Raw genomic sequence first — 21,761 nt, 5'->3', positions numbered from 1 at the left:
CTGGAGGAGACGTTCGATGACCACGTCCATCGCGCACCAGAGCATCGAGGAGCTGGGCGGGCCCACCAGCATCCTGGCCCGCCAGCGCTCCGACCACGAGCGCCTGGACCACCTGATGACCAGGGCGCGGGAGACCGAGGCGGCGGGCGGGCTGGAGCACGAGCAGGCCCTGCGTGCGGTGGCGCGACTGGTGTTCACCCACGCGTTCGCCGAGGAGTCGGTGCCGTTCCCCGCAGCCAGGAAGGTGCTGCCCGAGGGCGACCCGCTCACCCTGGAGATCGAGGAGGAGCACCAGGAGGTGAACGAGGTGATGACCGAGCTCGACCGCTCCGAGCCCGGCGACCCGGGCCGCCACGAGCTGATGGAGCGGGCCTTCACCGTCCTGGACCAGGACGTCCGTGACGAGGAGGATCGCCTCCTGCCCCGGCTGCAGGAGCTGATGACGCCGCAGCAGCTGCGGGCGCTGGGCTGGCAGTGGTGGGCCCTGCGGCGCACCTCGCCCACCCGGCCGCACCCGATGGTGTCCCGGCGCCCGCCGGGTCAGGTGCTCTCGGCACTGCCCCTGACCGTGCTCGATCGCTCCCGCGACGGGCTCCAGGTGCTCAACGAGCGGACCGACCGCCGGATGAACCACCTCATCGGACCCGCCGACCAGGCACTGGCCACCGCCGCGGGTGCGGTGGAGAGACTGCCGATCATGCGCAAGGGCGACAAGGCCCCCACCAGCCGCTAGCCCTTTCCCCGGGGTGGGGCTGTGGGTAGGTTGCGACGGGTGGAGCAACGCCTCAGCCTGGTCTCGCTCGGCGTGACCGACCTGGCCCGGGCCCGCGACTTCTACGCCGCCCTGGGGTGGACCGGCCAGGAGGTGCAGGAGACGGTGTTCCTGCAGGCCGGGGGCATCGGCGTGGTGCTGTGGAGCCGGGCCGAGCTCGCCGCCGACTGCGGGCTGCCCGACGCGGACCCGGGTGGGTTCGGCGGCATCGCCCTGGCGCACAACGTGCGCTCGCGCCCGGAGGTTGACGAGGTGCTGGCGGCCGCCGCCGCGGCGGGCGCACGGGTCACCCGGCCGGCTGCGGAGACCTTCTACGGCGGCTACGCCGGGGTGTTCTGCGACCCGGACGGGCACGCCTGGGAGGTCGCGCACAACCCCGGCTTCCCGCTGGCCGCGGACGGCTCGATCACCATCCCCGACCTCGGTCAGGCCTGAGCGCGCCTAGCCGTCGGTGAGCTCCTCGGCCAGCAGGTCCATCAGCAGGGCGTCGTGCCAGCTGCCGTTGTTGCCGCGCTCGGAGCGGCGCAGGGTGCCCACCGGGCGGAAGCCCACCTTGGCGTAGCAGGCGATGGCCGCGGCGTTGTCCGCCGCCGGGTCGATCTCGATGCGGTGGTGGCCGTGGTCGTCGACGAGGTGGCGGGCCAGGGTCCGCACCGCGTCGGTGCCCACCCCGCGACCGTGCACCGCCGGGTCGAGGTAGACGTCGATGGACGCGTGCCGGTAGTCCGGCTCGGCCTCCTCGCCCCACTGGATCCAGCCGACCATCCGCCCGTCCAGCTCGACGACGTAGGGCGTGGAGCCCGCCTCGTCGAGGTCCTCGGCCACCGCCGCCACCAGGTCCGGCCCGCCCCGCCACCGCTCGTGGACCTCGGGCGTCTCGCGGATCGGGACCAGCGCCGGAATGTCCGCAGTGGTCGCTGGGCGCAGCGTGACCTGGGAGCCGGAGAGTGTCGTCATCTCTCCACGCTAGGTCCAAGCTCAGCCTGCGTGCTCCACGCCGAGCTCAGCCAGCAGCGCCTGCACCTTGGTGCGGATCTCGTCGCGGATGGGACGGACGGCCTCGACGCCCTGACCGGCCGGGTCAGCCAGCTCCCAGTCGCGGTAGCTCACACCGGGGAACACCGGGCAGGCATCGCCGCAGCCCATGGTGATCACCACGTCGGAGGTCTGCACCGTGTCCGGGGTGAGCACCTTCGGTGCCTGGGTGGAGATGTCGACACCGACCTCGGCCATCGCCTGCACCGCGGCGGGGTTGATCGTGTCGGCGGGGGCGCTGCCGGCGGAGCGCACCTCCACCGCGCCGCCGCCGAGCGCGGTGAGGAACCCAGCGGCCATCTGCGAGCGCCCGGCGTTGTGCACGCAGACGAACAGCACGCTCGGCCGTCCGCTCACGACGTGACCTGCGTGGTCTTGACGGCGCTGACCGGACGCTCCCGGAAGCGCGTGCGCAGCGCCAGGGAGACGTACACCAGCGCCACCAGCACGGGCACCTCGATGAGCGGGCCCACCACCCCCGCCAGCGCCTGCCCGGAGGTGGCACCGAAGGTGGCGATCGCGACCGCGATGGCCAGCTCGAAGTTGTTGCCCGCGGCGGTGAACGCCAGCGTGGTGGTGCGCTCGTAGCCGAGGCCGACGGCCGCGCCGAACAGGTAGCCCCCGCTCCACATCACCGCGAAGTAGACCAACAGCGGCAGCGCGATGCGCACCACGTCCCACGGGTTGTCGGTGATCTGCTCGCCCTGCAGGGCGAAGAGCACCACGATGGTGAACAGCAGGCCGTACAGCGCCCAGGGCCCGATCCGCGGGAGGAAGGTGCCCTCGTACCACTGCCGACCCCGCACCCGCTCCCCCAGCCGGCGCGACAGGAAGCCGGCCAGCAGCGGGATGCCCAGGAAGATCAGCACCGACCGGGCGATCTCCCACGGCGAGGCGTCGATGGTGGTCTGGTCCAGCCCCAGCCAGCCGGGCAGCACCGAGAGGTAGAACCAGCCCAGCACGGCGAACATGACCACCTGGAACACCGAGTTGATCGCCACCAGGACGGCCGCGGCCTCCCGGTCCCCGCAGGCCAGGTCGTTCCAGATGATCACCATGGCGATGCAGCGGGCCAGGCCCACGATGATCAGCCCGGTGCGGTACTCCGGCAGGTCGGGCAGCAGCAGCCAGGCCAGCGCGAACATCAGCGCCGGACCGAGGACCCAGTTCAGGATGAGCGAGCTGACCAGCAGCTTCTTGTCGCCAGTCACCGAGCCCAGCCGGTCGTAGCGGACCTTGGCCAGCACCGGGTACATCATGATGAGCAGGCCCAGCGCGATGGGCAGCGAGATGCCCTCCACCTGCACCTTCTGCACCGCCTCGGTGACGGCCGGGGCGTTGGTGCCCAGCACCAGGCCCACCACCATGGCCACACCGATCCACACGGGCAGGAATCGGTCCAGCACGGACAGCTTGCCGAGCACGGTCTCCTGCTCGCGGACGGGCGCGCTCATGCGGGCACGGCAGCGGCAGCCGGGGCGCCGGTGGTGGGGCTGAGCACGCTGGAGAGCTGCTCCAGCGCAGCGGGAACCACCCAGTAGTAGACCCAGGTGCCGCGGCGCTCGCAGTCCAGCAGGCCCGCCTCGCGCAGCACCTTGAGGTGGTGGGAGATGGTCGGCTGGCTCAGCTCGAAGCTGGCGGAGATGTCGCAGACGCACGCCTCCCCGCCCTCGTGGCTGGCCACCAGGCTGAGCAGCCGCAGGCGCACCGGGTCGGCCAGCGCCTTGAAGCCGCGGGTGAGCTCCTCCGACCGCTGCCGGCTCAGCGGCTCGCGCACCAGCGGCACCCCGCACGCACTCTCGTAGTTAGACACGCCTCTATATTGACCGACCGTGAACCAGCGGGCAACCGGGTGGTCTCAGTGCTCGGCGAGCGCGTCCGCGTAGCGTCGGCGCACCAGCTCCACCAGCAGCGGGTGCACCCCCACCGGCTCGGCCACCGCGTCCGCGCGCGCCTGGGCCAGGCGGGTGTGGAACAGCCCCGGCGCCAACAGGTACGGCGAGACCAGCACCCGTCCCGCTCCCTCGGCCCGCAGCCCGGCCACCACCTCGGCCACCGGCGGCTGGGCCGCCACCAGGTAGCCCACCGGCACCGGCGCCTGGAGCAGCTCGGCCAGCAGGGCCCCGGCCGCCCGCACGTCAGCCAGCGCGCGGTCGTCGGCCGAGCCCACGGCGGCGAGCACCACCGCCTCGCCGGGTTGCCAGCCCGCCTCGTGCAGCCGCGCCAGCTGGGCCTGGGCCAGCACCGGGTCCGGCCCCAGGGCCGCGGTCACGTGCACCTGCTGGTGCCCGCTGGCCCGCACCTGCTCCGGGACGTCGGTGCGCACGTGGTAGCCGGCGGCGAAGAACGCCGGCACCACCACCACCGGCTCGGTGAGCTCGGCCAGCACCTCCGACACCGTCGGCCCGAGCACGTCGGCGAAGGCCAGCCGCACGTCGGTGCCGTCCGCGGCCACCACGCTCGCCAGCTGCCTGGCGAGCTCGACACCGCGCGGGTCACGCGTGCCGTGCGCGACCAGCAGCAGCACGGGTGCGCTCAGACCGGCTCCACCGCCAGCCGGTAGCCCCGCTTGACCACGGTCTGCACCAGCCGGGGCTGGCCGAGCGCGGCACGCAGCCGGCCCACCGCAGCCTCGACGGCGTGGGTGTCGCCGCTGTTGCCCGGCAGCTCGGCCAGCAGCTGCTGCATGGACAGCACCCGGCCGGGCTGGCGCGCCAGGGCGTGCAGCAGCGCCATGCCCGCCGGTGGCACCGCCTTGAGCTCGCCGTCCACCACCACGGCCTGGCCGCGGATGCTCACCTGTGCGCCGGCCACCTGCAGCTGCGGCACGCGGCTGGGCAGCTCGTCCACCAGGAAGCGGGCCAGCGCGCCCAGGCGGGCCCGGGTGGGCTGTGCGGTGGGCACGCCGATGGCCTCCAGCGGTCCGGCGGTCACCGGTCCCACGCACGCCACCAGCATCCCGGAGCGCAGCGCGTCCCTCAGCTGGTCGACGATCCCGAGGTCCTTGGCGCGGCTGAGCACGCTGGCCACCGCCGGGGCGCTGGTGAAGGTGACGGCGTCCAGCCCACCGGACGCGCAGGTCTCGATCAGGCGGTCCATCGGTGCCAGGTCGGCCGGCGGCAGCCAGCGGTACACCGGCACGGGCAGCACCTCGGCGCCGGCGTCGCGCAGGGCGGCGCAGATGTCGTACTGCACCTCCCACTCGGTGTTGGTGCCGTGCAGCTGCACCGCGATGCGCTTGCCGGCCACGCCCTCGGCCACCAGGTGCTCGGCCACCTCGACCGCCGACTCGCCCTGGGGTGACCACTCCTCCCGCAGCCCCGCCGCCCGGATGGCACCGGTGGTCTTGGGGCCGCGGGAGAGCACCCGGCAACCGCGCAGCGCGTCCACCAGCCGGCCGCTCTCGCCCCAGCTCTCAGCGGCGTCCACCCAGCCGCGGAAGCCGATGCCGGTGGTGGCCACGACGATGTCCGGCGGGTGGGCGACCACGGCCTCGGTGGCCTGCTCCAGCTCGGTGTCGTCGGCGACCGGGATGATGCGGATGGACGGGCCGTGCAGCACCGCGGCACCCTTGCGCACCAGCAGCGCGGCCAGGTCCTCCGCGCGGCGCGCAGCGGTGATCCCGATGGTGAACCCGGCAAGGGCTTGGGGCTGGCCGGAGGTGTCCTGCGCTGGTGCCGCCACAGCCTCCTCCGTCCTGGTTCGTGCGGGCGTCACGGCCCTGCTGTCAGTGGTGCCGCTGTCGGGGGTGCCCCGACCTGCACCGTCGCTCGTCCGGCACCAGTGTCCACGACTCGGACATCGTAGACGCGCACGGCGACCGTCTCGTCGTCCAGGCAGACCCCGGAGCGCAGCGAGAACACCTGCTTGAGCAGCGGGGACGCCACCGTGGGCTCACCGTCCCGGTCACCGACCAGCCCGCGGGAGAGCACCGCGGCCCCGGAGAACGGGTCCAGGTTGCACAGCGCGTGCAGGCTGCCGTCGGCCAGCCGGAAGAGCGCGGCCTGCTTGCCGGTGGGCAGCAGCACCGCCACCCCTCGGCCCCGGATGAGGTGGTCGAGCGGGCAGGCGTCCACCCAGGTGGTGGCCGGGGTGTCCAGGACGGTCATCGCGCTGCCTCCAGCTGGGGGTCGGGAACGCTCGGCGAGCGGTCGTCGCGGCGGATGGGCAGCCCGAGCAGCACCGGCACCTTGCGGCCGTCGGCCTCGGTGAAGGCGATGGTGGGGTCGGGCTCGGCCGGGGCGTTGACGAAGGAGACGAACCGAGACAGCTTGTCGGGGTCGTTGAGCACCCCGGCCCACTCGTCGGTGTAGCTGTCCACGTGGGCCTGCATGGCCGCCTCCAGCTCGGCGCCGATGCCCAGGCTGTCCTCGCACACCACCTGCCGCAGGTGCTCCAGGCCGGTGCGCCCGTCGGTGCCCAGCGACTCCATCCACGGCGCGGTGCGCTGCAGCCGGTCGGCGGTGCGGACGTAGAACATCAGGTACCGGTCGATGTAGCTGACCAGGGTGGCGTCGTCGAGGTCCTGGGCCAGCAGCTCGGCGTGGCGCGGGGTGAAGCCGCCGTTGCCGCCGACGTAGAGGTTCCAGCCGTGCTCGGTGGCGATCACGCCGACGTCCTTGCTCCGCGCCTCCGCGCACTCCCGCGCACAGCCGGAGACGCCGAGCTTGATCTTGTGCGGCGAGCGCAGCCCGCGGTAGCGGTTCTCCAGGGCCACGGCCATGGCCACCGAGTCCTGCACGCCGAAGCGGCACCAGCTGGAGCCGACGCACGACTTCACGGTGCGCAGCGACTTGCCGTAGGCCTGGCCCGACTCCATGCCCGCGTCGATCAGCCGCTTCCAGATGGCCGGCAGCTGCTCCACCCGCGCACCGAACATGTCGATGCGCTGGCCGCCGGTGATCTTGGTGTACAGCCCGAAGTCGCGAGCCACCTCGCCGATGACGATGAGCTTGTCCGGGGTGATCTCCCCGCCGGGCACCCGCGGCACCACCGAGTAGGTGCCGTTGCGCTGGATGTTGGCCAGAAAGTGGTCGTTGGTGTCCTGCAGCGACGCCTGCTCACCGTCGAGCACGTGCCCGGTGCCCAGCGAGGCGAGGATGGAGGCCACCACCGGCTTGCACAGGTCGCACCCAGCACCCTTGCCGTGCTGGGCGATCAGCGCCGAGAAGGTGCGGATGCCGGTGGCCCGGACGATCTCGAACAGCTCGGCCCGGCTCTGGGTGAAGTGCTCGCACAGCGCGGTGGACATCTCCACCCCCGCCGAGGCGAGCAGCGTCTTGAGCATGGGCACGCAGCTGCCGCAGGTGGTGCCGGCGCTGGTGCACGCCTTCAGGCCCGCAACGTCGCAGCAGCCGCCGGCGATGGCCGCGCCGATGGTGCCCTTGGTGACGGCGTTGCAGGAGCAGACCTGGGCGTCGTCGGGCAGCGAGCCCACTCCCACCTGCGCTCCGGCCGGGGAGATCAGCGCCGCGGGGTCGGCAGGCAGCGGGTGCCCGACCAGCGGGCGCAGCGTGGCGTAGGCGCTGCTGTCGCCCACCAGCACCCCGCCGAGCAGGGTCTGGGCGTCGTCGGAGACGACGAGCTTGGCGTAGGTCCCGGCGACGGCGTCGTTGAGCACCACCTCCAGCGCGCCGGGGGTGGCCGCCTGGGCGTCGCCGAAGCTGGCCACGTCCACCCCGAGCAGCTTCAGCTTGGTGGACAGGTCCGCGCCGGGGAAGCTCGCCTCGCGGTGCAGCAGCCGCTCGGCCACCACCTCCGCCGACGCGTAGCCGGGACCGACCAGGCCGTAGCAGCGGCCCTCGATGGCGGCGCACTCGCCGACGGCGTAGATGGCGGGGTCGCTGGTGCGGCAGCCGGTGTCCACCAGCACGCCGCCGCGCTCGCCGACGGCCAGGCCGGCGTCGCGGGCCAGCTGGTCGCGCGGTCGCACCCCGGCGGAGAACACCACCAGCGAGGCGTCGATGGTGCCGCCGTCGGACAGGCCGACGCGCAGCCCACCCTCGGGCAGCTCGGTGATCTCCTGGGTGCCCACCCCGGTGTGCACCGTGAGCCCGAGCTTCTCCACCAGGTTGCGCAGCAGCGCGCCGCCCCCGGCGTCCACCTGCAGCGGCATCAGCCGCGGCGCGAACTCCACCACGTGCGGGGTGATGCCCATCAGGTTCAGCGCGTTGGCCGCCTCCAGGCCGAGCAGCCCGCCCCCGACCACCACGCCCGTGGGACGGCCCTGGGCCGCGGCCGCCTCAGCCGCGGCGCGGATGCCGTCCAGGTCGGCCAGGGTGCGGTAGACGAAGCAGCCGGCGGAGTCGCGTCCGGGCACCGGGGGCACGAAGGCCGAGGAGCCGGTGGCCAGCACCAGCGCGTCGTAGCCGAGCACCTCCCCCGAGGTGGTGGTGACGGTGCGCGCGGCGCGATCGATGGCCAGGGCGGTCTCCCCCAGGCGCACCTGCACCTGTTCGTCGCCGGCGTAGTCGTTGCCGGCCAGCGCCAGCGAGCTCGCGTCCCAGCCGCCCACGTAGGAGGAGAGGGCGACCCGGTCGTAGGCGGCCACGGGTTCCTCGCTGAGCACCGTCACCTGCCAGGTGTGGTCGACGTCACGCTCGCGCAGCGCCTCCACGAACCGGTGGCCCACCATGCCGTGGCCGACCACGATCACGGTCCGGCTGCTCATGCGACGCCGCCCCGGGCCGAACCGGCGGGCGTGTTGGCGGCGACGCTCGCGGCGGGCAGGGTGGGGCGGCGCAGGTAGATGGCCCAGGTGACCAGGGCACACACCGCGTAGAACCCGAGGAAGACCCAGAAGGCCATGGTCGCCGACTTGGCCGGGGAGTTGTAGGAGGCCCGCAGCACCAGGTTGATGGCCACCCCGCCGAGGGCACCCACCGAGCCGGCGATGCCGATCAGCGCCCCGGACATGGTGCGCGACCACGCGGCCGCCTCCGCCGCGGTGCCGCCGGCCTCGACCACACCGCGCGACTTGGCCTCGAAGATCGCCGGGATCATCTTGTAGGTGGAGCCGTTGCCGATGCCGGAGAGGATGAACAGCAGGATGAAGCCGACGACGAAGGCGACCATCACCGTGCCGCTGGCTGCCCCTGCGGCGCCGTCGTCCACCGTTCCGGCAACCACCAGCACGCCGGCGGCGGCGATCATCGACACGAACGTGTAGAGGGTGATCCGCCCGCCGCCGATGCGGTCGGCGAGCATGCCGCCGAGCGGGCGGGACAGCGAGCCCAGCAGCGGGCCGATGAAGGCGATCTGCGCGGAGTGCAGGGCGGCCTCGGCCTGCATGGCCGGCGTGGCCGCCACCGCCCCGCCGCCGGTGAGGTCGGCCAGGAAGTTGATCTGCAGCACCTGGCCGAAGGCGAAGCTGAAGCCGATGAACGAGCCGAACGTGCCGATGTAGAGGAAGGACATCACCCAGGCGTCGCGGAAGTGCAGCACGTCACCCAGCGAGCGGAGGTTCACCCGCTGGTTGCCCAGGTTGTCCATGAACACCGCGGCCCCGACGGCGGCACAGGCGATGAGCACCAGGTACACCGCGCAGACCAGCTCTGGGGACCGGTTGCCCGCGGTGGCGATGACCAGCAGGCCGATCAGCTGGATGGCCGGCACCCCGATGTTGCCGCCGCCGGCGTTGAGGCCCAGCGCCCAGCCCTTGAGCCGCTGCGGGTAGAAGGCGTTGATGTTGGTCATCGAGGAGGCGAAGTTGCCGCCGCCCACCCCGGCGAAGGCCGCGATCACCAGGTAGGTGGTGTAGGAGGCGGGGTTGAGCATGAAGTACAGCGTGAGCAGGGTGGGCACCAGCAGCACCAGCGCGCTGAAGATGGTCCAGTTGCGTCCGCCGAAGCGCGCGGTGGCCACCGTGTAGGGCAGCCGCAGCACGGCGCCGACCAGGGTGGGCACGGCGACCAGGAAGAACTTGCCTGCGGCGTCGATGCCGTACACCGACATCGGCATGAACAGCACCATCACCGACCAGATCGACCAGATGGAGAAGCCGACGTGCTCGGCGACCACCGACCAGATGAGGTTGCGCCGGGCGACGTTCTTGCCACCGGCCTCCCAGGCGGCGACGTCCTCGGCGTCCCAGTGCTCGATGTAGTGCTTGCGCCTGCGGGTCCGGCTGCCGCTCGCGTGGCTGTCCTGCGTCGTGGTCACTGTGGGCCTCTCCTCCTCGCGGGAGGCCCACAGTAGGGACGTCGTGTTGCGCCCAGCCTGCGCCCGGTGAACCCGACGTCACGACCTCCTCACGCCCGTGCGCGCGACGGTGTGAGGCCGAGCCGGGCACCGTCGGCCCTGCTCAACGGGCGCCCGGTGCTACAGCAGGTACCGGAAGATCGGGCTCTCCGGCGGGATCAGCTGCACGTCCGGCGGCGCCAGCCGCATGCGCTCCAGCAGCGCGGGCAGGTCGTCCGGGCGGCTCAGCTCGATGCCCACCAGCGCCGGCCCACGCTCCCGGTTGTTGCGCTTGACGTACTCGAACAGGGTGATGTCGTCGTCCGGGCCCAGCACCTCGTCCAGGAAGCCGCGCAGCGCACCCGGCTCCTGCGGGAAGTCCACCAGGAAGTAGTGCTTGCGGCCCTCGTGCACCAGCGCGCGCTCGACGATCTCGCCGTAGCGGCTCACGTCGTTGTTGCCACCGGAGACCATCACCAGCGTGGTGGTGCCGGGCTCCACCGCCACCACGGTGCCCAGCGCGGCCGCGGCGAGCGCGCCCGCGGGCTCGGCGATGATGCCGTCGGTCTGGTACATCGCCAGCATCTCCACGCACACCTGGCCCTCGGCGACGCTCACCAGCTCGGCGCCGGAGTCGCGGATGATCGGATAGGTCACCTCGCCGGCGCGGCGCACGGCGGCGCCGTCGACGAAGGGGTTCACCTCGGCCAGGCCCACCGGACCACCCGCAGCCAGCGCGGCGGCCATGCACTGCGCGCCGGCCGGCTCCACGCCGACCACGCGGATGCCGGGGTGGCGCTCCCGCAGCCAGGACAGCGCGCCGGCGAGCAGGCCGCCCCCGCCCACCGGAAGCACGATGGTGTCGGGCGGGCCGTCCAGCTGGGCCAGTGCCTCGGCCAGGGCGGTGCCCTGCCCGGCGATGGTCCGCGGGTGGTCGAAGGCGGGCACCACCACGGCGCCGGTGCGCGCGGAGTCGGCCGCCGCGGCGGCGGCGGAGTCGTCGTAGCTGTCGCCGAGCACGATCAGCTCGATCATGTCGCCACCCAGCGCGGCGATGCGGTCGCGCTTCTGCCGCGGGGTGGTGCGGGGGACGTAGATGCGGCCGCGCACGCCGGTGGTGGCGCAAGCGTAGGCCAGGCCCTGCGCGTGGTTGCCGGCGCTGGCGCTGACCACGCCGGCCGCGCGCTCGTCGTCGTCCAGCTGCGCCACGAAGTTGAAGGCGCCACGCACCTTGTAGGAGCGCACCACCTGCAGGTCCTCGCGCTTGAGCAGCACGGTGCCGCCCACCCGGGCGGAGAGCCGGCGGTTGACCTCCACCGGGGTGGTGGGCACGTGCCCGGCCAGGCGCTGGGCGGCGTCCTCCACCATCGCGGCGTCGACGTCACCAGCGCTGGCGGGAGCGGCGCTGGGCGGGGGTGTGCTGGGGTGGGTGCTCACAGCTGCTCGCGGACCAGGACCGAGGTGTGCAGCAGGCCGTCCAGCGCCTCGGGCGTGGAGTGCGGGTGCAGGGCGTGCACCGCCAGCCGGAACAGCAGCGCGCGCAGCAGCATCTGCGGCCACTCCGGCAGCTGCTCCCCGCTGGTCAGCAGCTCCTCGTCGGCGTTGCCCCAGGCGAGGGCGTCCACCACCGCCACGGCGGAGCCCCACGCGGCCGGGCGCCAGAAGGGGGTGAGCTCGGTGATGCCGGGCTCGGCGGCACCGGCGAAGAGCACCGTGCCGAACAGGTCACCGTGCACCAGCTGCGCCGGGGACTCCACCGGCGTGCGCGCCTCGGCCAGCTCCTGCCACAGGTCGCTGGCCAGCAGCACCTCCAGGCCCGCACCGGCCGGGCGCTCAGCCCAGGCCGCCGCGTCGGCGACGGCGAGGAAGTCGGCCGGGTCCACGGCACCGGTGAGGAACCGGGGCCGCTTGGCGCTCTCCAGCGCGGTGTGCAGACGCTGGGCGACCTCGACCACCTCGAGGTGACGGGGCTCGGGCTGACCGGTGAGGAAGGTGTCGGCCGTCCAGCCGGAGACCACCCAGCGGCCGTCGGTGGAGCGCACCGGGCGGGCCAGGCGGACGCGGTCGATCACCAGCGTCTCGCGCACCCCGGCTGACCAGGTGGCGCGGGCGTGGTCGGCACCCGGGGTGAGGACCACGTCCCCGCAGCGCCACCCGCTGCTCCACTCCGAGCCCAGCGGCTCCGGCTCCACGTTGCGCAGGCCGAAGGTGGCCAGCACGTGCGGAGGTGGCTCGTCCGCAGGGCTCGCCTGCGGGGTGGACGCATCAGTGACACTCACTCGTCGCAGGCTACCGGTGCGGCCCTGTCGACCACCGGATCCCCGGGGCGTTCCGGGCCCTTGTCGCCCCTGGCGACGCCAGAGAAGGGCGACAAGGGCCCGGAAGCCGTGCACCGAGGAGCGCGCGGCGGTGCAGCTCGGCCGGTCCTAGTAGGTCGGCAGCGAGGTGTCCACCTGCTTGGCCCAGGCGAGCACACCACCCTGCAGGTGCGTGGCGTCGGAGAAGCCCGCCTTCTTGATCGCGGCGAGCGCCTCGGCCGAGCGCACCCCGGACTTGCAGTGCAGCACGATCGGCTTGTCGTGCGGAAGCTCCGACAGTGCCTCCCCGGAGAGGATGCGGTCCTTGGGGATGAGCCTGGCGCCAGGGATGCGGACGATGTCCCACTCCACCGGCTCGCGGACGTCGATCAGCTCGAAGTCCTTGCCGGCGTCCATCATGTCCTTGAGCTCAGGGGCGGTGATGGTGCTGCCGGTCGCCGCCTCCCGCGCGGAGTCCGAGACCACGCCGCAGAACGCCTCGTAGTCGATGAGCTCGGTGACCTTGGTGGCCTCGGGGTCCTTGCGCAGCTTGATGGTGCGGTAGGTCATGTCCAGCGCGTCGTAGACCATCAGCCGGCCCAGCAGCGGCTCGCCGATGCCCATGATCAGCTTGATGGCCTCGGTGCCCATGATCGAGCCGATGGAGGCGCACAGGATGCCCAGCACACCACCCTCGGAGCAGGAGGGCACCATGCCCGGCGGCGGCGCCTCCGGGTACAGGTCCCGGTAGTTCAGGCCCTTGCCGTTGGGCGCGTCCTCCCAGAACACCGACGCCTGGCCCTCGAAGCGGTAGATGGAGCCCCACACGTAGGGCTTGCCCAGCAGCACCGCGGCGTCGTTCACCAGGTAGCGGGTGGCGAAGTTGTCGGTGCCGTCCAGGATGAGGTCGTAGTCGCGGAAGATGTCCAGGACGTTGTCGGCCTCCAGGCGCACCTGGTGCAGCACCACGTTGACCAGCGGGTTGATCTCCTCGATCGACTCCTTGGCGCTGACGGCCTTGGGCTTGTCGAGGTCGGACTGGCCGTGGATGACCTGGCGCTGCAAGTTGGACTCGTCGACCACGTCGAAGTCGACGATGCCCAGCGTGCCCACCCCGGCGGCGGCCAGGTAGAGCAGCGCGGGCGAGCCGAGCCCGCCGGCGCCGATGCACAGCACCTTGGCGTTCTTCAGCCGCTTCTGTCCGTCCATGCCGACGTCGGGGATGATGAGGTGCCGGCTGTAGCGGGCGACCTCCTCCTTGGTCAGCTCGGCGGCTGGTTCGACCAGCGGTGGCAGCTGGGTGGCGCTCGCCATGGTTTCTCCTGTTCGGGCGGTGCGTCGCACGTGCGGGGTGCGCGACGTTGCGTGTGCGTGCGTGCGTGTCGAGAAGCGATTCTCCAACCCTGCAACGCGCGGAGTGCCGTGGGGCTTCCCGAGCTGTTCAGCCGCGCGGAAACGGCCACGGGTTGAAGCGACAGGCGAACCCGTCGGCGGGCACGACACCGCCGGGGTCCACCGTGGCGATGGTGTTGTTGGCGGTGCTGATGGTCTGCTGCATCATCACCGGCGCCAGGCCGCCGTCGGACGCGCAGGCCTGGTGGGCGGCGTAGCCGATGCCGTGCCCCACCTCGTGGTTGATCGCGTACTGCCGGTAGGAGCCGATGTCACCCTGGAAGTCCACCGCGCCGCGGACCCACCGGGCCACGTTGAGCACCACCCGGTCGAGGTCGCTGGTGTAGCAGGACACCTCCAGCTTGATGGTGTAGCCGCAGACCTCGCGCACCGTGGTCGGCGTGGCCAGCGAGATCCGCAGCGCCGGCTGACCGGAGTCCACCCGCTGGAAGGCGTGCTTGAGCTCGCCGGTCCAGCTCTTGGGGTTGCTGAGTGTCTCGTCCACCATCCGCGCGAACGACTCCTCGCCGCCGAAGGAGGCGGTGTCCATGCCGTCCTCCACCTCGACGGAGTAGGTGGTCAGCTGGGCGGTCTCCGCGCCCACCCGGGGACCCGTTCCCGGCACCACGTGCCAGGTGCGGGTGGGCACGTCGGGCACGGGGCCGCCGTTCGGGAGCGCCCCGGAGGGGACGTCGGGGGCGAAGGTGCCGTCGCCCGGGGGACCCGGCACCGCGCTCTGCTCGGCAGTCGTCCCGGAGCCGGCCAGCTGGGTGCCGGGGGCGGGCTGCGGGGGCGCGGACTCCGCCGAGGTGGCGGTGCTGGGCCCCGAGCGCACCACGCCCACGCTGGCGATCACCGTGAGCACCACCAGCAGCGGAACGGCGTAGGCCCGCCAGCCGTAGGCGGCCACGAAGCGGCCCAGCGGTCCGCGGCGCGAAGCGGGCAGACCGGTCGGGCGGGGCACCGGCCGCTCGTCGCCGTCGCGGTCTTCCGGTGGCCGGCTCACGGCGCCCAGGTTGCCACACCGGGCCGTGCCCGGCGCCGAGGCACGCTCACCACTGGCCCTCCTGCACCTCCTGCAGCATCCCGCGGACGGCCCGAGCCACGGCCACCGGCCGCTCCATCTGCGCGACGTGCCCCACCTGGTTGAACACCAGCAGGCGGCTGCGCCGGATCACCGCGACCAGCTTGGGGGCGCGCTCCACGGTCACCAGCCGGTCCTTGGTGCCCCACACCACCAGCGTCGGGGCCTGCACCTTGCCGGCCACCGACCACAGCGAGCGGTGCGGCAGGGTCACCCAGGTCTGCAGGATGGCGTTGAAGGACTTGTTCAGCGCCGACGACGCCCACGACTGCCCCTTCCGCTCGTCGGCCTCCTGCACCGCTGCCGCGATCTTGTTCTCCGGCACCGCGTCCGGGTCGGCGAAGCACAGCCGGATCATCTGCTCGGCCCGCCGCTCGGCCGGGGTCTCGGCCAGCTGCTGGCGCACCAGCCGTCCGATGATGGGGACCACCGCGAGCACCATCCGCAGGTCGGACACCCGCCGCGGGTCCGGACGCAGGTCAGGCACCGCCGGCGAGACGAGCGTGAGGGTCTGCACCAGGTCCGGCCTGCGCGCCGCCACCAGGATGGCGATGGCCCCACCCATGGAGTTGCCGAAGAGGTGCACCGGTGCCGGTTGCTGCTCGAGGTAGTCGATCACCAGGTCGGCGCAGCCGGGCAGGGAGTAGTCACCGTCGGCTGGAGGCTCGCTGCGGCCGAAGCCAGGCAGGTCCAGCGCGTAGCCCGGCATGAGGGGGGCCAGGGCACCGGCGAGGTCGGTCCAGTTGGTGGCCGAGCCGCCCAGGCCGTGCACGTACACGGCCGGGACAGCGCCTTCCGGGCCGGGCGTGGTGCGCACGTGCACCGCCCGACCACCGACGTCGACCATCTCCCCCGGCCACTCCGTCCGGGTCAGGTCGACGGCACCCAGCTCGGCGTGCACGTCGGTGGAGAGGGCGGTCGGGGCGACCACGGTGGCCGGGGCTGCGTTGCGCATGGCAACCAGGATGCGGCATCTGCGCCCCTCCCGCAGACTCAGTGCCGCCGTCCCGGCCTGTGGGCGGAATGCGTCCCGAGCTCATTACCCGCGAGTAACCTGGGCGGGCACACCAGCGAGCGAAGGCGGGTTGATGACGGACGTGGGCACGGACCAGGCCAGTGCAGGCTCCTCGAGGTCGACCCCGGTGCCGCGGCGCAACGCGCGGCTGCCGCGGACCGCACGACGGGCGCAGCTGATGGCAGCCGCCCGGGACGTCTTCGTCGCCCGGGGCTACCACGCCACGGGCATGGAGGAGATCGCGCTCCGCGCCGGGGTCAGCAAGCCCGTGCTCTACCAGCACTTCCCCGGAAAGCTCGACCTCTACCTCGACCTGCTGCACAGCTACGTCGACGACCTGGTGCGCCTGGTGCGAGAGGCCATCAACTCCACGCCGGACAACAAGCTGCGGGTGCACGCGGCGGTGGCGGCGTACTTCGACTTCATCGACGCCGACGGCCAGGGCTACCGCCTCGTCTTCGAGTCCGACCTGCTGGGCGAGCCGTCGGTGCAGCAGCGGGTGGACCGGGGAACCGAGCAGTGCATCGACGCGGTCACCGAGGCGGTGATGGCGGACGCGGGGCTGGACCCGCAGCGGGCCCGGCTGCTGGCGGCCGGCCTGGTGGGCGCCAGCCAGGTGGGCGCCCGCTACTGGTTGGACTCCGACCGCCCCGTGCCCAAGGAGGAGGCAGTGGAGATCATCAGCTCGCTGGCCTGGGCCGGGGTCGGCCACCTGCCGCTGCACGCGGGACAGGAGCGGGAGCCGGCCAGACCGAGCTGAGACCCGGCCGGACGAGCCGCGGGGCAAGGATCGTCCCCGTCGGCCCGTCCGGGTGGGCGATCAGGCTGTTCCGAACCCCACGCGGCGGCCGTCAGCAGGGCCGATCTCGACGTAGGAGATGCGCGAGGACGGCAGCACGAAGCGGCGTCCCTTGTCGTCGGTGAGGGCCAGCACTCCGTCGCGCGCACCCTTGAGGGCAGCGTCGACCAGCTCCTGGACCTCGTCCGGCGACTGGCTGCTGCTCACCAGCAGCTCGCGCGGACTTTCCGCAATGCCGATCTTGACCTCCACGGGGAACCTCCGGTCCACAGACAACTACCTACGGCCCGAAGGCTAGTGCAGCCGCCCTCGCTGGACGCACCCCGCGGCTGTGCTGTCAGCGAAACCGGGGCCCCCAGCGAACCCGGGCCACAGCGAAACCGGGCCCACAGCCGAGGAGCAGAGCGTCAGCCCAGTCCCATGGCGCGCATCCGCCGGGTGTGCTGGTTCTGCAGGCGCCGGAACAGCTGGGCGAAGCCGACCAGACCGGAGGTGCTGGTGATGAGCAGCTCGGCGAGGTCGTCGCGCCGGGCCACCACGTGCTGGGCCTGGGTCACGGCCTCCCCCAGCAGCCGTCGCCCCCACAGCGTCAGCCGGGCGGCCAGCGCGGGGTCGGCGGCGCAGGCCGCGCTCACCTCCTGCTCGGCGAAGGCGGAGTAGCCGGTGTCGGCCAGCACGGCGCGCACGGTGGCCCCGGTCTCCTCGTCCAGCGCCCCGGCGATCTCCCGGTAGAAGTCGGCCGCCAGCCCGTCGCCCACGTAGGCCTTGACCAGCGACTCCAGCCACGAGTCGGGGGCGGTGAACTCGTGGTAGGAGTCCAGCGGGGCGATGAAGGGCTGCATGGCCTCCTGCACCGCCACCCCGCGCTCGGCCAGGAAGGCCTCCACCTGGTGGTAGTGGCCCATCTCCGCCGCGGCCATGGACGCCAGCGCCGCCCGGCCGTCGAGGGTGGGTGCAGTGCGCGAGTCCTGGGCGAGCCGGTCGAAGGCCGACAGCTCGCCGTAGGCCAGCACCCCCATCAGGTCGACCACGCCCGGGTGCAGTGCAGCGCTGACCTCGGCGCTCTCGGCGATGCTCATGGGGCGTGAGCCTAGTCCGGCCGACGCGTGTCGCATCTGTCATGGTGAGACCACTTCAGTGCCAGTTGCGGTTACCATGTAGTTCGAGCACCAAGCGACATGCGGGTGCTCAGAAACTGCGCGCGCACCAGCCTCCCACGCTGCCGCGCCTCGCCGGAGCCGCTCAGCGGCAGCCGCAGCGGGGGCGCCTCACGGAGTGCAGGCCGGGTCTGCCAACCGGATCCGTCAGGTGCGTGCTGGCCCGAGAGAGGCACGACCCCTGACTACTTCACCGCTTTCCGACACAGACACCACCTCCACGGACACCGCCGTGAACGAGAACGTCGTCGACCAGAGCGTCGACCACACCGCTGCGGGCACCGCCCCCGAGGACGCCATCGCCAAGCCCCTGGTGGGCGACGCGCCGGTGGCCCCGCAGTCGCCGTCCTTCGCCGAGCTGGGCGTGCGCTCGGAGATCGTCGAGGCCCTCAACGAGGTGGGCATCGAGCGCACCTTCGCCATCCAGGAGCTCACCCTGCCGCTGGCGCTGGCCGGCGACGACCTGATCGGCCAGGCTCGCACCGGCATGGGCAAGACCCTGGGCTTCGGGGTGCCGCTGCTGCACCGCATCACCACCGACGGCTCCGGCACCACCACCCTGGACGGCACCCCCCGCGCCCTCATCGTGGTGCCCACCCGCGAGCTGTGCGTGCAGGTCACCCAGGACCTCAAGGACGCGGGCAAGCACCTCGGCATCCGGCTGCTGTCCATCTACGGCGGGCGCCCCTACGAGCCCCAGGTCGCGGCGCTGCAGAAGGGCGTCGACGTCGTCGTCGGCACCCCCGGCCGCCTGCTCGACCTGGCCCAGCAGGGCCACCTGGTGCTCGGCAAGATCGGCGTCCTGGTGCTCGACGAGGCCGACGAGATGCTCGACCTCGGCTTCCTGCCCGACATCGAGCGCATCCTGCGCATGGTGCCGGACAAGCGCCAGACCATGCTGTTCTCCGCCACCATGCCCGGCCCGATCATCACCCTGGCCCGCACCTTCCTCACCCAGCCCACGCACATCCGCGCCGAGGAGCCGGACTCCTCCGCGGTGCACGATCGCACCACCCAGCACATCTACCGCGCCCACGCGATGGACAAGGTGGAGATGCTCAGCCGGGTGCTGCAGGCCAAGGACCGCGGCCTGTCCATGATCTTCACCCGCACCAAGCGCACCGCGCAGAAGGTCGCCGACGAGCTCGCCGACCGCGGCTTCGCCGTGGGCGCCGTGCACGGCGACCTCGGCCAGGGCGCCCGTGAGCAGGCCCTGCGCGCGTTCCGCACCGGCAAGATCGACGTGCTGGTGGCCACCGACGTCGCCGCCCGCGGCATCGACGTCACCGACGTCACGCACGTGGTCAACTACCAGTGCCCGGACGACGAGAAGACCTACGTGCACCGCATCGGCCGCACCGGCCGGGCCGGCAAGACCGGTGTGGCGGTCACCCTGGTGGACTGGGACGACCTGCCCAAGTGGCAGCTGATCGACAAGGCGCTCGGCCTGGGGCTGCCCGAGCCCGAGGAGACCTACTCCAACTCGCCGCGCCTGTTCAGCGACCTCGACATCCCCGAGGGGATCACCGGCCGCCTGCCCCGGGCCGAGCGCACCCGCGCCGGCCTCGGCGCCGAGGTGCTCGAGGACCTGCCCGGCTCCCGCACCGGCGGCAAGAGCGCTCGTTCCGGCGGCCAGGGCCGCTCCGCCGGCGCCGATCGGCACGAGCACGGCAGCCGCCAGGAGGGCACCGACAAGCCCGCAGGGGCCGGTCGCCGCGGACCGCGCAGGCGCACCCGGGGCGGCTCCGCCGACGGCGCGCCCGCCGGCACGGGTGAGGCCACCCAGGCCACGGTCGCTCCGTCCACGGCAGGCACCGAGGGTGGCGAGGGCGGCGACGCACCCCGCAAGCGCCGTCGTCGCCGTCGCGGCGGATCGGGCGGCAACGCCGCGGGCGAGACGCCGGCCACCAGCACCGTCAGCGCTGACTGACCTGCTCCCCCGTGCTGGCACCGGAGCGGCGCACGCGAGCTGACGTGCTGGCCGCCACGGCGATCGTCCTGGTCGTCGTGGTGGCCGCCGCGCTGCTGTGGTGGCGCAGCGACGCCCGGGCCACCACCTCGGTGGTCGCCGAGGAGCCCGCCGCCGCGCTGGCCGCCGCGACCACGGTGCCACCGACGCTGAGCGAGTCCTGGCAGGCGCCGTCGGCCGCCACCACCGCCCCGGTGGTCGCCGGTGGGGTGGTGGCCACCGCCGACGGCTCCGAGGTGGCCGGGCGCACGCCCAGCACCGGCCAGACCCGGTGGAGCTACACCCGCGCCAACAGCACGCTGTGTGCCGCGGCCGGGCAGTGGAGCCTGGTGGTCTCGGTGTACCGCACGGACCGCGGCTGCAGCGACGTCACCGCGCTGCAGGCCTCGACCGGAGCCCGCGGCGCGCAGCGGACCAGCCTGGCCGACGACCAGGTGACGCTGCTCGGCGACGGGGTCTACCTCGCCTCCATCGGCTCCACCCGCACCGAGGTGTGGCGCTCGGACCTGGTGCGCACCATGGAGCTGGGCCGGGTGGACGCCCCGGTCAACCCCGGCTCGCAGCCCCGCGAGGGGTGCGCGATCCGGTCGGTGGCCTCCTCCACCAGCCGCGTCGCGGTGGTCTTCTCCTGCCCCGGCGAGGCCGGCGAGCGGCTCTCGCTGTTCGGCCCCACCCCCGACGACGCCACCAAGCCCGCCGAGCTGGCGACCACCCTGCTGGGCGTGGACGGCGCCCGTGCGGTGGCCGAGGCCGGCGACCGCACCGTGGTCTACCTGCCCGGTGAGCAGCCCGTCCTCACCGTCTACGACTCCGGCGCGCGGCCGGTGAGCACCGTCCCGGTGGCCGCCGCCGACGCCCCGCCCCCGCGCACCGGCTCAGCCGAGGGTGCGCGCCTGGTGGAGCCCACCACCACGCTGGGTTCCACCCTGCTGTGGTGGACCGGTCGCGCCACCGTGGCGCTGCGCACCGGCGACTACTCCACCGCGTGGGCGCAGCCCGGTGCGCTGGGCCCCGGGGTGGAGATGGCCACGCAGCTGCTGCTGCCGGTGCCGGAGGGCATCGCGGTGCTCTCCCCCGCCACCGGTCTGCGGATGCGCACCATCGACGTGCCGCGTCCGGCGGGGTCAGTACCTCCCGGCCAGGCGCTGGAGCTGGCGGTGGCCGGGACGGTGGTGCTGGAGCAGCGCGGTGCGACGGTGGTGGCGCTCAGCTGACGGCGACGTCGACCGTCACCAGCTGCGCCCCGTCGTCCCAGTGCGCCAGCAGGTTCTCCGCCAGCTCGCGGTAGGCCTGGGCGCCCTTGTTGCGTGGACCGGTGAGCACCGAGCTGCCCGACGCCGACGCCTCGGCGAAGCGCACCGTGCGCGGGATCGGGGGCGACAGCAGGGGCAGCTGGTAGCGGTCGGCGACGTCAGCGAGCACGTCCCGGCTGTGGGTGGTGCGCGAGTCGTACAGCGTGGGCAGCACGCCCAGCATCGCCAGCTCGGGGTTGGTGATGGCCTGCACGTCGGCCACCGTGCGCAGCAGCTGTCCCACCCCGCGGTGCGCCAGCGTCTCGCACTGCAGCGGCACCAGCACCGCGTCGGCGGCCGTCAGCCCGTTGAGGGTGAGCACCCCCAGCGACGGGGGGCAGTCGATGATCACCACGTCGAAGTCGTCGGCCACGGTGGCCAGCGCCCGCTTGAGCGCGTACTCCCGGCCAGGGCGCATCAGCAGCATCGCCTCCGCGCCGGCCAGGTCGATGGTCGCCGGCATCAGGCGCGGGCCCTCGACCACGTCCAGCAGCACCGTCGCGGCGGTGGCGTCGCCGAGCAGCACCTCGTGGGCAGATGCGGTGAGCCCGTCCGGGTCGTGGCCCAGGCTGAAGGTGAGACAGGCCTGCGGATCGAGGTCGACGAGCAGGACTCGTCGCCCCAGCGCCGCCAGCGCCGCCCCCAGGGACGCCACCGTCGTGGTCTTGGCCACTCCGCCTTTTTGGTTCGCTACCGCCAGGGTGAAGGTCACCGGCAGATACTCCCACGCCGGGACCGCGGTCAGGCGCAGCAACGCAGCTCTGCTAGCGC

At 73.0% G+C, this 21,761-nt stretch carries 22 protein-coding genes; 5 read left to right on the top strand and 17 right to left on the bottom strand.

Translation table 11 applies throughout. From position 1 onward, the window contains the following. Positions 1–16: 16 nt before the first annotated feature. Both AC3YNX_RS09215 and AC3YNX_RS09210 read left to right on the top strand, forming a co-directional pair. Complete coding sequence (locus tag AC3YNX_RS09215; protein ID WP_489995274.1) at positions 17–733, top strand: hemerythrin domain-containing protein; 717 nt, start codon at positions 17–19, stop codon at positions 731–733. A gap of 39 nt (positions 734–772) precedes the next feature. Beyond that, positions 773–1,207 carry a VOC family protein gene (locus tag AC3YNX_RS09210; RefSeq protein WP_489995273.1) on the top strand — a complete coding sequence of 145 codons (435 nt, stop codon included), beginning with the start codon at positions 773–775 and terminating at the stop codon, positions 1,205–1,207. A gap of 6 nt (positions 1,208–1,213) precedes the next feature. Here the strand turns inward: AC3YNX_RS09210 and AC3YNX_RS09205 are convergent, their stop codons facing one another. From AC3YNX_RS09205 to AC3YNX_RS09140, 14 genes are all read right to left on the bottom strand, one after another. Then, positions 1,214–1,729 carry a GNAT family N-acetyltransferase gene (locus AC3YNX_RS09205; protein WP_489995272.1) on the bottom strand — a complete coding sequence of 172 codons (516 nt, stop codon included), beginning with the start codon at positions 1,727–1,729 and terminating at the stop codon, positions 1,214–1,216. A gap of 21 nt (positions 1,730–1,750) precedes the next feature. Beyond that, the gene (locus tag AC3YNX_RS09200) at positions 1,751–2,164 is read right to left on the bottom strand and encodes an arsenate reductase ArsC (RefSeq protein WP_127782307.1); all 414 of its coding nucleotides are present in this window, start codon (positions 2,162–2,164) and stop codon (positions 1,751–1,753) included. Next, complete coding sequence (gene arsB, locus AC3YNX_RS09195) at positions 2,161–3,261, bottom strand: ACR3 family arsenite efflux transporter (protein WP_489995271.1); 1,101 nt, start codon at positions 3,259–3,261, stop codon at positions 2,161–2,163. Before arsB ends, AC3YNX_RS09200 begins: the two co-directional genes overlap by 4 nt. Continuing rightward, positions 3,258–3,620, bottom strand: a complete 363-nt coding sequence (locus AC3YNX_RS09190; RefSeq protein ID WP_489995270.1) for an ArsR/SmtB family transcription factor — start codon at positions 3,618–3,620, stop codon at positions 3,258–3,260. The genes arsB and AC3YNX_RS09190 overlap by 4 nt, the downstream gene beginning before the upstream one ends. A gap of 45 nt (positions 3,621–3,665) precedes the next feature. Next, positions 3,666–4,346 (bottom strand): sirohydrochlorin chelatase, encoded by a 681-nt coding sequence (locus AC3YNX_RS09185; RefSeq protein WP_489995503.1) that lies wholly within the window; start codon positions 4,344–4,346, stop codon positions 3,666–3,668. After that, a complete protein-coding gene (locus tag AC3YNX_RS09180; RefSeq protein ID WP_127782305.1) occupies positions 4,343–5,491 on the bottom strand; it encodes a uroporphyrinogen-III synthase in 1,149 nt (382 codons plus the stop codon). Before AC3YNX_RS09180 ends, AC3YNX_RS09185 begins: the two co-directional genes overlap by 4 nt. A 29-nt stretch (positions 5,492–5,520) precedes the next feature. Beyond that, positions 5,521–5,916 (bottom strand): nitrite reductase small subunit NirD, encoded by a 396-nt coding sequence (gene nirD / locus AC3YNX_RS09175; RefSeq protein WP_489995269.1) that lies wholly within the window; start codon positions 5,914–5,916, stop codon positions 5,521–5,523. Further along, complete coding sequence (gene nirB, locus AC3YNX_RS09170) at positions 5,913–8,477, bottom strand: nitrite reductase large subunit NirB (protein ID WP_489995268.1); 2,565 nt, start codon at positions 8,475–8,477, stop codon at positions 5,913–5,915. Before nirB ends, nirD begins: the two co-directional genes overlap by 4 nt. Next, positions 8,474–9,967 carry a nitrate/nitrite transporter gene (locus AC3YNX_RS09165; protein ID WP_127782302.1) on the bottom strand — a complete coding sequence of 498 codons (1,494 nt, stop codon included), beginning with the start codon at positions 9,965–9,967 and terminating at the stop codon, positions 8,474–8,476. The genes nirB and AC3YNX_RS09165 overlap by 4 nt, the downstream gene beginning before the upstream one ends. Positions 9,968–10,126: 159 nt before the next feature. Next, positions 10,127–11,353 carry a threonine ammonia-lyase IlvA gene (gene ilvA / locus AC3YNX_RS09160; protein WP_489984083.1) on the bottom strand — a complete coding sequence of 409 codons (1,227 nt, stop codon included), beginning with the start codon at positions 11,351–11,353 and terminating at the stop codon, positions 10,127–10,129. A 65-nt stretch (positions 11,354–11,418) separates the two neighbouring features. Beyond that, positions 11,419–12,264: a TIGR02569 family protein gene (locus AC3YNX_RS09155; protein WP_241249781.1), complete on the bottom strand. Its 846-nt coding sequence runs from the start codon at positions 12,262–12,264 to the stop codon at positions 11,419–11,421. A 147-nt stretch (positions 12,265–12,411) separates the two neighbouring features. Beyond that, on the bottom strand, positions 12,412–13,596 hold the full coding sequence (gene moeZ, locus AC3YNX_RS09150; protein ID WP_127782301.1) for an adenylyltransferase/sulfurtransferase MoeZ: 1,185 nt from the start codon (positions 13,594–13,596) through the stop codon (positions 12,412–12,414). A 127-nt stretch (positions 13,597–13,723) separates the two neighbouring features. After that, complete coding sequence (locus tag AC3YNX_RS09145) at positions 13,724–14,680, bottom strand: DUF3152 domain-containing protein (protein ID WP_489995267.1); 957 nt, start codon at positions 14,678–14,680, stop codon at positions 13,724–13,726. Between the two features lie 46 nt (positions 14,681–14,726). Further along, positions 14,727–15,713, bottom strand: a complete 987-nt coding sequence (locus AC3YNX_RS09140) for an alpha/beta fold hydrolase (protein ID WP_127782300.1) — start codon at positions 15,711–15,713, stop codon at positions 14,727–14,729. A gap of 133 nt (positions 15,714–15,846) precedes the next feature. Here AC3YNX_RS09140 and AC3YNX_RS09135 point away from each other — a divergent pair, with 133 nt between their 5' ends. Further along, positions 15,847–16,533: a TetR/AcrR family transcriptional regulator gene (locus AC3YNX_RS09135; protein WP_489983814.1), complete on the top strand. Its 687-nt coding sequence runs from the start codon at positions 15,847–15,849 to the stop codon at positions 16,531–16,533. A 60-nt stretch (positions 16,534–16,593) separates the two neighbouring features. Here the strand turns inward: AC3YNX_RS09135 and AC3YNX_RS09130 are convergent, their stop codons facing one another. Together AC3YNX_RS09130 and AC3YNX_RS09125 are read right to left on the bottom strand one after the other, a co-directional pair. Next, on the bottom strand, positions 16,594–16,824 hold the full coding sequence (locus AC3YNX_RS09130; protein WP_127782298.1) for a DUF3107 domain-containing protein: 231 nt from the start codon (positions 16,822–16,824) through the stop codon (positions 16,594–16,596). A 155-nt stretch (positions 16,825–16,979) separates the two neighbouring features. Further along, positions 16,980–17,651 (bottom strand): ferritin-like fold-containing protein, encoded by a 672-nt coding sequence (locus AC3YNX_RS09125; protein ID WP_206518106.1) that lies wholly within the window; start codon positions 17,649–17,651, stop codon positions 16,980–16,982. A gap of 376 nt (positions 17,652–18,027) precedes the next feature. On the opposite strand from AC3YNX_RS09125, the gene AC3YNX_RS09120 reads away from it, so the two are divergent. After that, positions 18,028–19,659: a DEAD/DEAH box helicase gene (locus AC3YNX_RS09120; protein WP_489995502.1), complete on the top strand. Its 1,632-nt coding sequence runs from the start codon at positions 18,028–18,030 to the stop codon at positions 19,657–19,659. Between the two features lie 11 nt (positions 19,660–19,670). Further along, entirely contained in the window at positions 19,671–20,912 is a 1,242-nt protein-coding gene (locus AC3YNX_RS09115; protein ID WP_489995266.1) for an Rv3212 family protein, read from the top strand. Here the strand turns inward: AC3YNX_RS09115 and AC3YNX_RS09110 are convergent. Continuing rightward, positions 20,905–21,702 (bottom strand): ParA family protein, encoded by a 798-nt coding sequence (locus AC3YNX_RS09110; protein ID WP_127782294.1) that lies wholly within the window; start codon positions 21,700–21,702, stop codon positions 20,905–20,907. The two genes, AC3YNX_RS09115 and AC3YNX_RS09110, sit on opposite strands and share 8 nt — an antisense overlap. Between the last annotated feature and the right edge of the window lie 59 nt (positions 21,703–21,761).

This window comes from Rhodococcus sp. Z13_19A (assembly GCF_058133575.1).
Note: the sequence above shows the minus strand (reverse complement) of the source record. Positions and strands in the feature narration are given on the sequence as shown.